The sequence below is a fragment of the Streptococcus mitis genome, from assembly GCF_002096815.1.
Taxonomy (GTDB): Bacteria; Bacillota; Bacilli; order Lactobacillales; family Streptococcaceae; genus Streptococcus; species Streptococcus mitis_AD.
This window is the reverse complement of the sequence record NZ_NCVJ01000020.1, coordinates 62,579-78,618: the sequence shown is the minus strand read 5'-3', so window position 1 is coordinate 78,618 and position 16,040 is coordinate 62,579. Positions and strand designations below refer to the sequence as shown.

Here is a 16,040-nt window from a genome sequence, read left to right as displayed (position 1 = left end):
AGAAGGAGAGGGAAGGCAAGGAAGGCTTGTCTCCCTCTCTTCTAGTTTTTCTTAATTTTTCAATTCCGCTAGATCGTTGTTAGCAAGGGCTGCTTCAACATCCGCACGGTAAGTTGCTTTCTCGTCTTCTGTCCAGTCATAGAATCGTCCCATTTCATCTAAAACTGGCTCAACGATGCTATCCAAACTATCACGCATAAAGAGCATGTGGTTGGTACGACGAAGGAGGAAGTCAACTGGGCTAAGAGCCAACTCATTGCGCATTGCATAGTGAAGTGATAAAGTATCTGCCAAGCTGAGTCCTGGTGCTTGTTCTAAACTATGAGCAAGGGCAAAGACTTTCGGTACATTTGAACCATAGAGATTTGCGAGATAGTGAGCTTCCTTGCTATCCAATCCACGTGACACTCCAAGTTGCGCAAAGGCTTCGATTTCTGAATCAACATTTGCTGGGTTCAATTCCCCACCTGAAACAGGGTAAGTCTTAGAGTTGATAAGTTTAAAGCTACGGTCAAATTCTGCTTTGAGGATGTCAACCACGCGCTCCATAGCTCCTTCAGCCATCTTACGGTAGTCTGTGATTTTACCACCAGCAAGGGTCAAAAGGCCATTGTCATCACGATCCAAGCTCGAACCACGAGAAACTGCAGATGGGTCCAAATGTTTCTCAGATGTGCTGCTTTCAAGCTTGCTGACAGCAGACTCAACATCTTCACGCGTTTTTTCTTTAGAGAGATAAGATTCGACAGTCGCGATCAAGTTGTTAAAGCTTTCATCACTGATAGTTCCGTTATTTCCGCCATTGTAGTCAGAAGCGCTATTGCCTGCGATCAATGGACGAAGACCTGCCCAGCTGCTTTCGATATCATCGATAGTAATGTTAGCTTCTGGGAAGCGGTTGTTAACAATGCCAAGTAGGTAATCCACATCTTCCTGAGTCACTTTTGGATGTTCCAAATCACCTGTGTAGTCTGTATCCGTTGTACCAAAGTAGGTCTTGTTTTCACGTGGGAGAACAAAGACCATACGGCCATCACCCAAACCTGTGTCAAAGTAAACCGGCTGTGAAACCTTGATCTTGCTTGAATCCACTACCAAGTGAACTCCCTTGGTTGGACGCATTTGTGAGAATTGTGTTCCCTTATTAGACAAGTTACGTACTTTATCACTCCAAGGACCTGTTGTGTTAATCACCAGACGGGCCTTGATTTCAAAGACTTGGTCTGTCAAGAGATCACGAGCTACAACACCTGTAATCTTGCCACTTTCGTCAAAGAGGAAGCCTTCTGCCTTCACGTGGTTAGCAATGAGGGCACCGTCTTGGTTGGCACGTTTGATATTTTCAATCACGAGACGCGCATCGTTGTTACGGAAGTCAAGGTAAACCCCACCTCCTACCAAGCCTTCTTTCTTCAAGTTTGGCTGGCGTTCCAAGACTTCTTCCTTACTCAAAACCTTGTTAGCAGCTGGCGTGTTGTTAACTCCTGCCAAAAGGTCGTACAAGTCCATGGCTACTTTAAGACGGAAGAGGCTAAAGGTCGCTCCATCTTCGTCGTAAACTGGTAAGAGCATTGGGTCTGGTTTCGGAATGTGGGGAGCGATTTGTTGAACTACAGCACGTTCAGAAACAGTGTCTGATACCACTTCTACGTCGAATTGTTTGAGGTAACGAAGACCACCGTGAACCAATTTTGTTGAACGGCTAGATGTTCCTTCTGCGAAGTCCTGCATTTCAATCAAACCAGTCTCAAGACCGCTAGCCGCTGCCTGCAAGGCTACACCAGCCCCTGTAATTCCTCCACCGATAATCAAGAGGTCCAAGGTACGTTCCTGCATTTTTTGAATTGATAATTCACGTGTTTTCTTTGAAAATTCCATATTTACACACTTTCTAACTAAGTCGCTTTATTCTTCCAGTATTATACTCTTCGAAAATCTCTTCAAACCACGTCAGCGTCGCCTTACCGAATGTATGGTTACTGACTTCGTCAGTTTCATTTACAACCTCAAAGCAGTGCTTTGAGCAACCTGCGGCTAGCTTCCTAGTTTGCTCTTTGATTTTCATTGAGTATTAGTCATCGATTTCCGCAAAGACTTGCGTTGCTTTTACAGCCTTCTTCCAGCCCTTGTAGAGTTGTTCCTTGCGAGATTCGTTCATCGATGGCTCGAAGAGCTCTCCTGTCTCATTCAAGAGTTTCAACTCATCCAAGTCTTTCCAATAACCTACTGACAAACCTGCTAGGAAGGCTGCTCCTAGGGCTGTTGTTTCCAAGTTTTTGGCGCGTGCGATATCGATTCCCAAAATGTCAGCTTGGAACTGCATGAGGAAATTGTTCATAGCTGCACCACCATCTACCTTCAAGACTTGGATAGCTGTCTGCGCATCCACTTGCATGGTATCGATGATATCACGGACTTGATAAGCGATAGATTGCAAGGTTGCCTTGATAAAGTCTTCTTTACTTGTTCCACGAGTCAAACCAAAGACAGAACCACGAGCGTTTTGGTTCCAGTATGGAGCACCTAGACCTGTAAAGGCTGGAACGACATAAACTTCATCATTGTTGTGAGAATCACGGGCATATTTTTCAGATTCTGGTGAATTTTCAACCATGCGAAGTCCATCACGAAGCCATTGAATGGCACTTCCTGCGATGAAGATAGAACCTTCTAAGGCATAGTAAACCTTGCCGTTAATTCCGTAACCAATGGTTGTCAAGAGGTTATTTTCAGACAACTGCATTTCTTCACCAGTATTCATGATGATGAAAGAGCCTGTTCCATAAGTATTTTTAACCATACCAGGTTCAAAGGCCAACTGTCCAAAGAGGGCCGCTTGTTGGTCCCCAGCCATACCTGAGATTGGAACTTGTCCACCGTAGAAATGGAATGGGGCTGTTTTACCGTAGATTTCAGAGTTAGAACGAACCTCCGGAAGCATAGCCTTTGGAATGTTGAGGATTTCCAAAATCTCATCATCCCATTTAAGTTCTTTAATGTTATAAAGCATGGTACGAGCTGCATTTGAGTAGTCCGTCACGTGAGCCGCACCGTCAGTCAATTTCCAAACCAACCAAGTATCGATGGTACCAAAGAGCAATTCCCCTTTTTCTGCTCGCTCTTGAGCACCTTCTACATGATCCAAAATCCAACGAACCTTGGTAGCAGAGAAGTAAGCATCGATGATCAAACCAGTCTTTTCATGGAATTTTTCCACATAACCTTGACTTTTTAGTTGTTCAGCCAAAGGAGCTGTCTGACGTGATTGCCAAACGATAGCATTGTAGATAGGGAGCCCTGTTTTCTTATCCCAGACGACAGTTGTTTCACGCTGGTTGGTAATCCCGATTGCTTCGATTTGATTTGGCTTGACACCACTTTCGATGAAAGCTCCAGCAATAACTGACTGGACTGAGTTCCAAATTTCATTGGCATTGTGCTCAACCCAACCTGCCTGAGGGAAAATCTGAGTAAACTCTTTTTGGCTCGAGCTAACCTTTTCTCCTTTTTTGTTGAAAATAATGGCACGAGAACTTGTAGTCCCCTGGTCAATAGCCATGATGTATTTTTCTTGTGACATGTGCTGTCCTCCTGATAAAGATCTTGAGGATGTCTCCTCTTTACAGTAATTAGTATACAAAATAAAGCGCTTTCTTGTTTATCAACTTTTTTTAATTTTTAAAAAAATGTGAGGAGATTGTGCGAATTTCATAAAAAGACCTGGAAGCACCAAGCCTTTTAAGTGAATAATAATTGGCGAATCGCTGCCAAATCTTCCATATCCAAGTCGTTTTTTAAATAATAAACTGGGGTCTGTTCCTTCTTATAAATCGGGTTATTGGTAACCAGCAAATCATAATGCCGAGTACAATCATAGGCTTCAATGGTAATAAAACGATTGTATTCCAAATACCGTTTCAAAATGGCTGCCATCCTTGAAAAGACAAGAAAACCAGATGTCAAATCCAGACCAATCCGCATATGCTGGCCACCATTTTCAGCCATATATTCAATTAACTGGAGCCATTCCCAGAGAATTTTCTTATCCAAATCCGTCCCCTGCTGAAAGGCAGGCAAGGCATGAAAAATCTCCTCTGCCGTTCCCCTAAAATCATGTTCCATCAAAAAATAAGGATGACGATTCTCCAACTGATACTTGTAGCGATCCTGTAAAATATAGCCCTTATAGAGATAGACTTGAGCACAAAGCTGACTGAGTTCATAGGTGACATGGTCCTCTGTATAGTCCCCCAATAGTTCCTCCTTCTTCATTTCTTGAATCAATTGCGTCAGTAAATCTGCCAACTGCCCTCCAAAACCAAGAATATACTCCATAGTATGAAGGGGAAGAATGCGATGAGATAGGAGGAAAGAGAAGAATATCATCATCTCACCATCCTCAGTTCCTAGAGGAAGGTGTTGCCCAGCAAAAAAGGAAGGTGCCTTTCGATGCAAACGAAGGTAGAAAATATTGTCAAAATACCCTCGCATTTTCTCTTCTATCACTTGAAACTGACAGGCATTGACACGGAGACGTTGTTGACTGATATGAGCCCAGAGAACCAAGTCCAATTTCTGACCCGAAGACAAACTTGCACCGCAGATTTCTTCTAAAGTGGCAATCTCCTGTTTTCTCTCTGGTTTCTGCATGTGACCTTCCCATTCCTGACTGGACCAGACCTTGCGGAAAAGACAGAAATAGAAATAGCGAATCTGATGCTCTGGACCTCGCCAACGTCCATTTTGGATAGATAAGTCAAATTCTGACAAAATCTGATTCAAACTAGCTAAGTGGCGACCAAGCGTAGCCTCACTAATCATCAATTCTTGAGCCAGCTGATGGGCTAAAAACTGTTGGTGGTAGAGAAGATAAACAAGAATCTGGTATTTAACAGCATTCTCCAAAAACAAGCTCCGAATATCTCTCCCCTTGGTAGCTGCACCGATTGACAGACGCAGATTTTCATCTTCTAAGGAGATAGTCAGCTCTAAGCCACTGTCCAAAGCCTTGTCATTGAGCAGGGTGACATATTTGGTTAGAGTTGCTTTTGAAAATCCTGTTTCCTCCATTACAGCCTTGACGGTCGTCTGAGACTCTTGTAATAGAAAGGAAAGGATTGAAAATTGGCCAGATTCGGCCTTTTCCATCAAATCTCCTAAATACATTTGTTACCCCTTTCATTTTCTACCTTAAGCATAGCATAAATCTTACAAATGCTGAAATAATCTGTTTCTCTTTTTATTTTCATGCTGATTTCCTGGTCCATTATCCTAAAAATCAGCAAACACACGGCTCCCCCTTTGGGCATTTTTATGCTAAAATAGTAGCTATGGATAAAATTATTAAAACAATATCAGAAAGCGGAGCCTTTCGTGCTTTTGTCCTTGATAGCACAGAAACCGTCCGCACTGCTCAAGAAAAACACCAAACCCAAGCTAGCTCAACTGTAGCGCTTGGTCGAACTCTTATCGCTAGCCAGATTCTCGCAGCCAATGAAAAAGGAAATACCAAACTAACAGTTAAGGTATTGGGATCTAGCTCTCTAGGTGCTATTATCACCGTCGCAGATACCAAGGGGAACGTCAAAGGCTACGTTCAAAATCCTGGTGTTGACATCAAAAAGACTGCAACTGATGAAGTTCTAGTTGGACCTTTTGTTGGAAATGGTCAATTCCTCGTTATCACAGACTACGGTACTGGAAATCCTTACAACTCTATGACACCCCTCATCTCTGGAGAAATCGGTGAAGACCTGGCCTTTTACCTAACTGAAAGCCAACAGACTCCTTCAGCAGTCGGCCTCAATGTCCTTTTGGACGAAGAAGACAAGGTCAAGGTTGCAGGTGGTTTCCTAGTTCAAGTCTTGCCAGGAGCTAAGGAAGAAGAGATTGCTCGCTTTGAAAAACGCATCCAAGAAATGCCAGCTATCTCAACCCTTCTCGAAAGTGAAGACCATATCGAAGCCCTCCTCAAGGCTATCTACGGTGACGAGGCTTATAAGCGTCTTTCTGAAGAAGAAATCCGTTTCCAATGTGACTGTAGCCATGATCGCTTTATGAACGCTCTTGCCAGTCTTCCAAACTCAGACTTACAGGAAATGAAAGAGGAAGACCACGGAGCAGAAATCACTTGTCAATTCTGCCAAACTACTTACAACTTTGATGAAAACGACCTGGAGGAACTCATTCGTGACAAATCTTAATACACCCTTTATGATTGGCAATGTTGAGATTCCCAATCGTACTGTTTTAGCGCCTATGGCTGGCGTGACCAACTCAGCCTTTCGTACTATTGCAAAAGAGCTCGGAGCTGGACTCGTTGTAATGGAAATGGTCTCTGACAAGGGAATCCAATACAACAACGAAAAAACCCTGCACATGCTTCATATCGACGAAGGCGAAAACCCTGTCTCTATCCAACTTTTTGGTAGTGATGAAGACAGCCTAGCACGCGCAGCAGAATTTATCCAAGAAAACACTAAGACCGATATCGTGGATATCAACATGGGCTGCCCTGTTAACAAAATCGTGAAAAACGAAGCTGGAGCTATGTGGCTCAAAGATCCAGACAAGATCTACTCTATCATCAACAAGGTCCAATCGGTTCTTGATATTCCCCTTACTGTCAAAATGCGTACTGGCTGGGCTGACCCATCTCTGGCAGTAGAGAATGCCCTCGCTGCTGAAGCTGCAGGTGTTTCTGCCCTCGCCATGCATGGCCGTACCCGTGAACAAATGTATACAGGCCACGCCGACCTTGAAACTCTTCATAAGGTTGCCCAAGCTCTTACCAAGATTCCCTTCATCGCTAACGGCGACATCCGCACAGTCCAAGAAGCCAAACAACGCATCGAAGAAGTTGGTGCTGACGCAGTTATGATTGGTCGCGCTGCCATGGGAAATCCCTACCTCTTCAACCAGATCAACCATTACTTTGAAACAGGAGAAATCCTACCTGATTTGACCTTTGAGGACAAGATAAAAATCGCCTACGAACACTTGAAACGCTTGATTAACCTCAAAGGAGAAAACGTCGCAGTTCGTGAATTCCGCGGCCTCGCTCCTCACTACCTCCGTGGAACTTCTGGCGCTGCCAAACTCCGTGGAGCCATTTCACAAGCTAGTACCCTAGCAGAGATTGAAGCCCTCTTGCAATTGGAGAAAGTTTAAACACAGAAAACCCGTAAACTTCATTCAGTTACGGGTTTTTAAAATGTCTATAAACTTGAGATTCTAAATTCTACTATTGAGCTAAAGCAACACTGGAAACCTTGCCATCTGCACCTGTGGTAATTTGAACGGTCTTTCCTCCACCGATTGTAGCATTATACTTACCATCGTCAAGAGTATAAGAATAGTCTCTGATAGAGTAGTTTTCTTTCTTTCCATCAGCAGATTCTACTGTGAATTTGCCTCCTGATGAAACTGTGATGGTTTCACCATTGGCACCCTTCCAGTTGCCTGCAGCTGCTGAGAAATCACCATCAACCATGGTTAAAACACCCTTGTAGCGTTTGTTGTGTTCTGCTTGCTTGTCTTGAAGTTTGCGGTCAGTTGTTGGATCATAGCCTGACTGGTTAGACTGGGCTTGAGAACCTTGCTGAGTTGAAGGAGCTTGAGTAGCAGTTTGTTGACTAGCTGCCTGTTGATTAGACACTTCTTGGCCTTGTCTTTGCTCTGGTGCAGGTGTCGCTTCTGATGGTGTCGCAGTTGCTGCAGACTGGTCAGTAGATGATTTGGTCTTTTCAGATGAAGCTGAACTTGAGGACTTCTGAGTTTTACTTTCTTTGCTAGAAGAAGCTGCTTTTGAGCTTGATGATTGGCTTGTCTTAACAGAACTGCTTGCTTGAGTTGTTTCCTTTTTATTTCCACAAGCTCCTAATAGCAAGGTAGAAGCCAATACAGTTGCTGCCATCAATTTGATATAGGTTTTCTTTTTCATTTTTCTACTCCTTTGTAATATTTTAGAAATATAAAGAAATCTTTTTGTAATACTATTGTAACATTCTCATTTGAATATGTCAACAATTTATCTAAACTATTTTAAAAATTTTAAATACTTTAGATACGTTTACTCCTCCTACTCTTCTATTCGTAATAAAACAGAAAAACAGGAGATTTTTCTGTTAAAAATTTAAATTTGTTTTTGTGTAATCGCTTGCATTCTTAAGTACAAAGGAATATAATAACATTGAAATAGAATATAGGAGGTGTAGACTTATGTTAAGCAAATATTACAAGTATCTTCCTTGGTTGATTGTGACAGCTATTGTCTCTTATCAATCAGCAACTTACTATGCGCGAACTGCATTTGATGTGTTTTATCTGACTACAATCTTTTTGATTTTCTATATCGCTTTGTTAGTTTTGCATGAGAACTATCTCAAGTATCGATACAAAGACTTTTTTACTCACCTGTTGAGCAATTCTAAGAAGGATAGCCATCCCTAAAAACAGTCGCAACAGCAAAGCAAACTAATAAAGGCAAACAAAGAGGTCGGGAACTTTGTCCCGACCTCGTTTTTTATTTCAATCGATAGGTTTTTCTTGGTTTCTTTTTAGGCACTCGTTTGAGTCCAACTTCTTCTACATATTCTCCGTATTTTACGAGAAAGTTATTGCTGACGATGGGGCGACCGGGGTTGATAAGATTGACCAGTTCAGTTCCTTCGTAGACAGTGAACTCCTCCTCCAGCAGATAAAGGAAGGTCGGATTCCAGTCGAGACGGCCTTGGATTCGTTTGATGGATTCTTGGATAATGGCATAATGATCAAAAGCGAAGGCTTGCTCCTCCAACTCTACTCCCTTTAAGAAGCACTTGCCTGTCTGAAAATCGACATCTACAAAAACCACGTCCTTGGCATCGTCTCCTGCTTGAACAAGTTCTAATGCACGACTAGGCAGATAAACCAAGTGGGCAATGGTCACTGTCCAGCCCCGTGGGTCACGGCCGGGAGTCGATACGGTCATCAATTGCTCGATTTTTTCCAAAGGAAGATCGAGATTAACTTCTTCTCTCACCTCACGCTGACAGGCATGCGCAGCATCTTCGCCCTTGTCCATAAATCCTCCAACCAGAGCCAAACAATTTTGATAAGGGTGAGCCTTGCGACGAATTAATAAGAGCTTGATCTTTCCTTCGACAAAGCAGTAGGCTACCATATCCACCGTCACACTTGGCTTTTCATATTGAGGGAGTTCCTGCTTGTAGTACCAGTCTAAAAACTCTTCCTGACTGGCATGGATTTCATAATATTCTTTTTCCGTCATCCCGTCTGGAATCTTCGTATCTGCCATTTTATGCCTCCTTACGAACTGCCTTAGTCCATTGGTACCAACCCACTAAACTATTGAGTGTGTAAACCCAGTACATGCCTTGGATATGGATATTTTCACCCCACCAGAGGTAGATACTAAATAGGTTAGTTGCAATCCAAAAAATCCATTGCTCACGGTAGAGACGTGTCATCAAGAGCTGACCAACACCATTTGTCGCGTCCGTTACACTATCGCGGAATGGTCGAGCACTGTGGATGCTTTGATAAGCTAGGCCCATACCAATCCAGATAATTGCAGTCAAAACTAAATACTTGAGCCAATCCACTAAGGATAATTTCTTGGCTTCAAAGTGCGATTCTTCTACTTTTCCTTGGTCATTAATACGGTTGGACAGCCAAGCATAGAGACCAATCGGCTGCATGACAAAGAAGTAAACGGTCGTCAAAACTTCACCATAAAAAGTCGCATTCATGGCCAAAACCAAATAGATAGCAGAGTTAATGGCCCCAAAGAGATAATTGCTTGCACGCCCTTCTGCTACCAAGATAACACAGACAATCCCAGTCCAAGATGCAAACAAGCTCATCCAGTCATGACTTTCTGTATTTTGAGTGAACTCTAAGATCAAGGGAACACTTGACAGGGTGATAAGATACAACCACTGGAAGAGGCTACGGCCGACAAAGAGATCTTTCCAGAGCAGGCGCATGATTCCTGCAAAACCGATTTTGCGGGCTTCCGCATGGACATTTTTAAAGTTTTCGATAAATTGTTTGATTTTTTCAGTTAGTTTTTTCATAATTTTCTCCTAATCTGCTTGGTAAATGGCATCAATAGCCACTTTGGCTGCTTCATAATTGCCTAGGTAATCCTCAGCTAGATAAACTAGTGGAATGGTGGTTAAATATTGCTCTCTCATCTGATCCAAATGCTGGGAAAAACTATGACGAATATGGTCTTCTGCCATAGTCATATCTCTAAATCCGTCATTGACATAGGAGCCGACAGGCTGCACAAAGAGAATCAAGTCCCATTTTTCCTTAGCCAAGATCGAAACAAAGAGATTGTCAAATGTCTCTCCTGATAAGTCCCCTTGGTCCTCAGTCTCCATGTAATAATCATAGTAGCCCTTGGTTACTAAGGAGTTGGTGTCTGCTATTACCAGTCCTCTATTGGCATTGCTATCGATTAACTTAGAGGTCTGGTCATACTGCCCCAACAGGAGATAATAGTAATCTTTTGGAGTCAATTCATCGTCGCGGACATTATTTTTAATCTGATACTCACGTGCGTATTCCAAACTAACTGGTGCATCGTAATACCTAGCCAAATCCTTAGCCAGAGTGGTCTTCCCATTGCTAGCACTTCCCATAATCAACACTTTCTTTGTAAACTGACGACGGAAGGGTTGAGCGATATATTTCCAATATTTACTTGGATTTTCTCGAATCATAGTCGCTGAGATACCAAACTTTCTTTCTTGCAAGACAGTCTCAAAGCCACGATTTGATAATTCTTGCTGGTAGTCACGTTCTCCCACAAAGAAGATTAGTTCTTGCTGGGCTTCATCATAGGAAATCTCTGCAAACATCTGATTCAACCACTCCTGCCAGCCCATAGGGTAACGAGGAAGATTGGTTTCATCTAACTTGCAGACAGAGGTCAACTCGTCATCACCAAAGGCCTCTCGGATATAGCGAAATCTCTTTTGAAGAGTTAAGCCTACCTGCTCCCCTCGGTCTCCCTCATAGCCTGAAACGACAACCCAGACCTGGTCACACTGCCGCTTCGCTCGCTGAATCAGATCAATATGTCCTTGATGAAGCGGAGCAAAAGTCCCAAATACCACTGCTGTTTTCTTTTTCATAAACGCATTACCTTTTTATAATTTTTGATATTTTTATTATCTATGTTTTTATTATAAATTATATTTTTGTTTTGTCAATAGTTTTTTATCATTTTTTATAAAAAAGTAGCAAAAAAGAGAATCAAGATTGCTCCTGATTCTCCATTTTATGCAATATCAAATTTTAACTGGCCTGCTTTAACACCAATCTTAAGTGTGCTGCCTGCCTCTAATTCTCCCTTGAGAAGAAGTTCTGCCAACTTGTCTTCCACTTCTGTTTGCAGGGTTCTGCGAAGTGGACGAGCTCCCATCTCTGGGTCATATCCTTGATTGGCCAACAATTTCAGTGCGGAAGCTTGTAATTTCAAATCGATGCCTTTTTCAGCCAAACTTGCCACTAAAGGTTTGACCATAATCTTCACCACTTCCTGCATATGGTCGCTAGACAGGCTATGGAAGACCACCTTTTCATCAATACGGTTGATAAACTCCGGTCTATAAGCTTTTTTCAGCTCTTCAAACATGCGTTTTTCCATATTTCCCTGATCAAAACGAATGTTCTTAGCCCCAAATCCGACAGTCTTGTCATCACGAAGGGCTGTCGCACCAAGGTTTGATGTCATGATGATAATGGTATTTGAAAAGTCAACTTTGCGCCCCTTGCTATCTGTCAAGACACCATCATCCAAAACCTGCAAGAGAACATTAAAGATGTCTGGATGGGCCTTCTCTACCTCGTCAAAGAGGAGAACGGAATAGGGTTTGTTGCGAACCTTCTCTGTCAACTCCCCACCTTCTTCATAACCCACATAGCCCGGAGGAGCTCCGTTGAGACGGCTAGCTGCGAATTTCTCCATATACTCACTCATATCAAAGCGGATCAGAGCTGATTCATCATCAAAGAGAACTTCTGCCAGAGCCTTGGCCAATTCGGTCTTACCGACACCTGTAGGCCCTAGGAACATAAAGGAACCAATCGGACGCTTATGACTGCGAATCCCTGACTGGTTGCGGCGAATCGCACGGCTAATGCTTGAAACAGCTTGATCTTGACCGATGACACGTTTGTGCAATTCAGCTTCCAAGTTAAGGTATTTCTTAGCGTCCGTCTGAGTCAGTTTTTGGACTGGAATACCTGACAAACGACTCAAGGTGGTCAAAATATCAGACTCTGTCACCAAGTCTTTATAGACAGGCACTTCCTCTTCTTTTGCGATTAGCTGAGCTGCCTGTTTCCACTTGCCATCCATCAAGGCCTTGTCAGCTGGACTCAAGCCCGAATCGTCTGCTTTTACATGCTTTGCCTTATTTTGCACTGTTGCTGCTGCTTCGTCCAAGAGGTCAATAGCAGAGTCCGGCAAATGACGACTAGTCAAGTAACGATGGGCCATCTTGACGGCTGTTTCAACTGCTTCATCTGTGATTTGCACACGGTGATGTTTCTCATAAGTCGCCTTCAAGCCTTGTAAAATGGTCATGCTGTCTGCCACACTCGGCTCTTCAATCGTTACTTTAGCGAAACGACGAGAAAGGGCTGCATCTTTTTCGATATGTTTTTGATATTCTTCCTGAGTGGTCGCACCAACCGTTCTCAAAGTTCCACGCGCCAAGGCTGGCTTCAAGATATTGGCCGCATCTAGAGTTGAATCAATCCCGCTACCAGAACCCATGATAGTGTGGAGTTCATCGATAAAGAGGATGACTTGGCCATCTTCTTCAATATCCTTGATGATATTGTTCATGCGCTCTTCAAAGTCACCGCGGAAACGTGTCCCTGCGACGACATTCATCAAATCAAGCTCTAACACGCGCATCTTAGCCATTGCCGTAGGCACATCCCCACTAGCAATACGCTGGGCAAGACCAAGCGCCAGAGCAGTTTTCCCGACACCCGCATCTCCAACCAAGACAGGATTATTCTTGGTTTTACGGCTCAAGATTTGAATCATACGAGAGATTTCCTTGTCCCGACCGATGACTGGCTCTAATCTGCCAGAACGCGCTTGCTCCGTTAAATCATGCGTATAGTCCTCGAGACCACCGCTTGGAGTCTGGGGCATGCCCATCATATTGGCCATAGAATTTTGTTTGTCAGCTACTGTACGATGACGTTGGCGTAAAGCCTTGAGGTCTTCACGAGTCCAGCCTGCACGTTCTTCTAGATTTCGACGTAGGGCAGCAATCTTAACCTGATCTTTCTTGTCTTCATAAGAAAAACCAGCTCTCTCCAAGATACGAGTCGCCAAGGCATTGCCATCATGCAAAATCGCATAGAGGACATGCTCCGTCCCTAGCATCTTAGCATGGACCACTGACGCCACATATTCTGCTTCATCAAAAAGGACCTGCAAACGATGAGAAAACGGCAATTCCGTCAAAGTTTCATTCTGGTTATAGTCTGTTTCAGTCAGTTCCAAAGCCACCTCTTCTAAACGGTCCATCTCATATGGATAATCATTTAAAGTGGCCCCTGCCACACTATAACTGTGATTGGACATGGCAATCAACAAGTGCCAAGACTCTAGGTAACAAGCTCCAAAATGGCCAGCCACCATGTAGGCACTTTCGATACATTCATTCAATGCTTTTGAATAGTTCATCTTACTTCCCTTTTCTATCTACCTCTTGTATGACCTGTCGTAGCATGTTTGCTCGAAGTACTGGTGCTTCTTCTCCTAAAACGCGATCCAAAGCTACTGATACTAGCAAATTCATCTCCTGCTTGGTCATCAATTCCTGCTCAACCAAAAGCTGCAGAATATCCTCATAAATTTCTTGACTAACTCGCTCACCAATTGAGTAAAGCAGCTCCCTAAGCATTTCATGATGACTAGAAAACTCAATCCGTCCTATACGAATGTAGCCTCCACCACCACGCTTACTTTCAACCAAGTAGCCTCTACTTTCCGTAAAGCGTGTCTTAATCACATAGTTGATCTGACTAGGAACAACCTGAAAAGTATCTGCCAACTGACTCCGTTGCAATTCTACAATTCCAGATTGATCTAAAATCGCCTTGATGTAGGCCTCAATATGATCCGATGTATTTTTAAATCTCATTACAAACCCACCTCTCTCTTTAAACCTTGACTATCTTTGACTATTATACCGAAATTTTCTCATTTTTAAAAGAAAAAGGGCGCTGGTAAAGGATAATCTTCACCAACTCCCTATTTCTCTACTTATCTAAGCCTAATTCCGCTAAGATTTGACGTTTATAGACAATCTTTTGGACTTCCTTGTCCTCATCTTCAGACCAATCTAGTTTAATTTCTGAAACAATCTGCCCAGGGCGATTTTTCAAGATATAGATGCGGTCGCTGAGACTGAGGGCCTCCTCGATACTGTGCGTGATAATCAAGGTTGTTAACTGCAACTGCTTGTGAATCTCAAGATACCAAGCGTGGAGTTCCATCTTGGTCATCTCATCCAAAGCGCTAAAGGCCTCATCCAAGAGAAAAAGCTTGTGCCCGAAAAGGTAGGTACGAAGCAAGGCCACACGCTGGCGCATCCCACCACTTAGTTCATGAGGATACTTGTCTCGTACAGCTGTCAACTGGAAGGTAGCAAGAATTTCATCTGCGCGAGCAATAGCTTCTGCCTTATCCACTTTTTGAATCAAGAGAGGCAGTATGATATTGCCAAGCACCGTCTTGTGCTCCAAGAGCAGATCCTTCTGCAACATATAACTCACGCGTCCCTTAGGATTTTCTTCACCGTCAAGTATAATTCGCCCTGACTGGACTTCTAAAATTCCAGCGATCAGATTAAAGAGGGTGGTTTTTCCAACACCACTTGGACCTAGGATGGAAACCACTTCACCTGAAGTTACCTGCAGGTTGATATCCTCTAAAATCCTCTCTTGATCATAGGCATAACTGACGTGTTCTAGTCTAATTTCTGTCATTATTTCACAAATTCATTGGTAAAGCCTTTGTCTGTCAAGTCTTCTTTAAGGATACCATTTTCTTTATCCCATTTGTAGAAGGCATTCCAACGAGCTGCATCAAATTGCCCCCATTTTTCCTTGTCGCTTGCGTATTCTTTTGACAAGTATTTTTGAGATTCGATGACAAAGTCACGTTTTTCCTTTAGTTCAGGTGCATTTTTGATGAGGATATCAGCTGCTTCCTCTGGATGCTCCATAGCATATTGGTAGCCTTTTTTGATGGCTTGAATAACTTTGCGAGCTTCTTCTTTGTTGTCTTTGAGGTAGTCGTTGTTGGCGATGATAACTGGTGAGTAGTAGTCAAATTCTTTAACGTAGTCTTTCAAGTACATAAAGTTAGCATCTACACCTTGAGATTTTGCAAGAATTCCATCCCATCCATAGTAGATCCAAGCAGTGTCAAAGACACCATTAGCGATTGGTGTGATAGAGTTTGAGTCATTATTTGGTACTTTTTCTACCTTCTCAAAGTCCCCACCTTGTGATTCTACCAAGGTTTTCAACATAGCAAGTTCCGTTGGGTCATTCCATGTCCCGTATTTCTTACCAACCAAGTCTTTTGGACTAGCTACATTGTCAGATTTACGAGAGATGATTCCTGATGTATTGTGCTCTACGATAGCTGCAACAGCAGTAATTCCTGCCCCTTTTTCCAATTTCTTCGCCATGTAATCTTGGAAATACACTGCAAATGGTGCCTTGCCATTGATAACCAAGTCAGAAGAACTTTCTTCTGGCGGCAATTTCAAATCAACATCTACTCCAGCTTCTTTGAAATAACCTTTTTCCTTAGCCACATAAAGTCCTGTGTGGTTGGTATTTGGTGTCCAGTCTAGGATAAAGTCAATCTTCTTGAGTTCTGCCTCTTTGTTGTCCTTAGAAGCAGTTCCTTGACCACAAGCCACAAGCACAACAGCTACAAAAGCCGTTACAAGCGTTAAAAACACTTTCCATGTTTTCTTCAT

Annotated in this window: 14 protein-coding genes; 3 read left to right on the top strand and 11 right to left on the bottom strand. The window is 43.0% G+C overall.

What is annotated here, in order from left to right; translation table 11 throughout:
* Positions 1 to 51: 51 nt before the first annotated feature.
* The 3 genes from glpO to B7696_RS05645 all read right to left on the bottom strand — a co-directional run bounded on the left by glpO (position 52) and on the right by B7696_RS05645 (position 5,166).
* Positions 52 to 1,878, bottom strand: coding sequence for a type 1 glycerol-3-phosphate oxidase (gene glpO, locus B7696_RS05660; protein ID WP_084862640.1), 1,827 nt, complete (start codon positions 1,876 to 1,878; stop codon positions 52 to 54).
* Positions 1,879 to 2,071: 193 nt separating this feature from the next.
* A complete protein-coding gene (gene glpK, locus B7696_RS05650) occupies positions 2,072 to 3,580 on the bottom strand; it encodes a glycerol kinase GlpK (protein WP_064276807.1) in 1,509 nt (502 codons plus the stop codon).
* Between the two features lie 158 nt (positions 3,581 to 3,738).
* Entirely contained in the window at positions 3,739 to 5,166 is a 1,428-nt protein-coding gene (locus B7696_RS05645) for an AcpB/EbpR/MafR family transcriptional regulator (RefSeq protein WP_084862638.1), read from the bottom strand.
* 164 nt (positions 5,167 to 5,330) lie between these two features.
* On the opposite strand from B7696_RS05645, the gene hslO reads away from it, so the two are divergent.
* Positions 5,331 to 6,203: an Hsp33 family molecular chaperone HslO gene (hslO, locus tag B7696_RS05640; protein ID WP_084862636.1), complete on the top strand. Its 873-nt coding sequence runs from the start codon at positions 5,331 to 5,333 to the stop codon at positions 6,201 to 6,203.
* Positions 6,190 to 7,170 (top strand): tRNA dihydrouridine synthase DusB, encoded by a 981-nt coding sequence (gene dusB, locus B7696_RS05635; protein WP_020902156.1) that lies wholly within the window; start codon positions 6,190 to 6,192, stop codon positions 7,168 to 7,170. The genes hslO and dusB overlap by 14 nt, the downstream gene beginning before the upstream one ends.
* Positions 7,171 to 7,243: 73 nt before the next feature.
* Here the strand turns inward: dusB and B7696_RS05630 are convergent, their stop codons facing one another.
* Positions 7,244 to 7,942, bottom strand: coding sequence for a hypothetical protein (locus B7696_RS05630; protein ID WP_020902157.1), 699 nt, complete (start codon positions 7,940 to 7,942; stop codon positions 7,244 to 7,246).
* A 278-nt stretch (positions 7,943 to 8,220) separates the two neighbouring features.
* On the opposite strand from B7696_RS05630, the gene B7696_RS05625 reads away from it, so the two are divergent.
* Positions 8,221 to 8,451 carry a hypothetical protein gene (locus tag B7696_RS05625; protein ID WP_020902158.1) on the top strand — a complete coding sequence of 77 codons (231 nt, stop codon included), beginning with the start codon at positions 8,221 to 8,223 and terminating at the stop codon, positions 8,449 to 8,451.
* A 73-nt stretch (positions 8,452 to 8,524) separates the two neighbouring features.
* On the opposite strand, the gene B7696_RS05620 is transcribed toward B7696_RS05625, so the two are convergent.
* From B7696_RS05620 to B7696_RS05590, 7 genes are all read right to left on the bottom strand, one after another.
* Complete coding sequence (locus B7696_RS05620) at positions 8,525 to 9,298, bottom strand: NUDIX domain-containing protein (protein WP_020902159.1); 774 nt, start codon at positions 9,296 to 9,298, stop codon at positions 8,525 to 8,527.
* A gap of 1 nt (position 9,299) precedes the next feature.
* Positions 9,300 to 10,079 carry a nicotinamide riboside transporter PnuC gene (gene pnuC, locus B7696_RS05615; RefSeq protein ID WP_020902160.1) on the bottom strand — a complete coding sequence of 260 codons (780 nt, stop codon included), beginning with the start codon at positions 10,077 to 10,079 and terminating at the stop codon, positions 9,300 to 9,302.
* A gap of 9 nt (positions 10,080 to 10,088) precedes the next feature.
* Entirely contained in the window at positions 10,089 to 11,147 is a 1,059-nt protein-coding gene (locus B7696_RS05610) for an AAA family ATPase (RefSeq protein WP_020902161.1), read from the bottom strand.
* A 146-nt stretch (positions 11,148 to 11,293) separates the two neighbouring features.
* Complete coding sequence (locus tag B7696_RS05605; RefSeq protein ID WP_084862633.1) at positions 11,294 to 13,726, bottom strand: ATP-dependent Clp protease ATP-binding subunit; 2,433 nt, start codon at positions 13,724 to 13,726, stop codon at positions 11,294 to 11,296.
* A 1-nt stretch (position 13,727) separates the two neighbouring features.
* Positions 13,728 to 14,186 carry a CtsR family transcriptional regulator gene (locus tag B7696_RS05600; RefSeq protein ID WP_001211277.1) on the bottom strand — a complete coding sequence of 153 codons (459 nt, stop codon included), beginning with the start codon at positions 14,184 to 14,186 and terminating at the stop codon, positions 13,728 to 13,730.
* Between the two features lie 118 nt (positions 14,187 to 14,304).
* The gene (locus B7696_RS05595; RefSeq protein WP_084862631.1) at positions 14,305 to 15,033 is read right to left on the bottom strand and encodes an ABC transporter ATP-binding protein; all 729 of its coding nucleotides are present in this window, start codon (positions 15,031 to 15,033) and stop codon (positions 14,305 to 14,307) included.
* Positions 15,033 to 16,040, bottom strand: a complete 1,008-nt coding sequence (locus B7696_RS05590) for an ABC transporter substrate-binding protein (protein ID WP_064276821.1) — start codon at positions 16,038 to 16,040, stop codon at positions 15,033 to 15,035. The genes B7696_RS05595 and B7696_RS05590 overlap by 1 nt, the downstream gene beginning before the upstream one ends.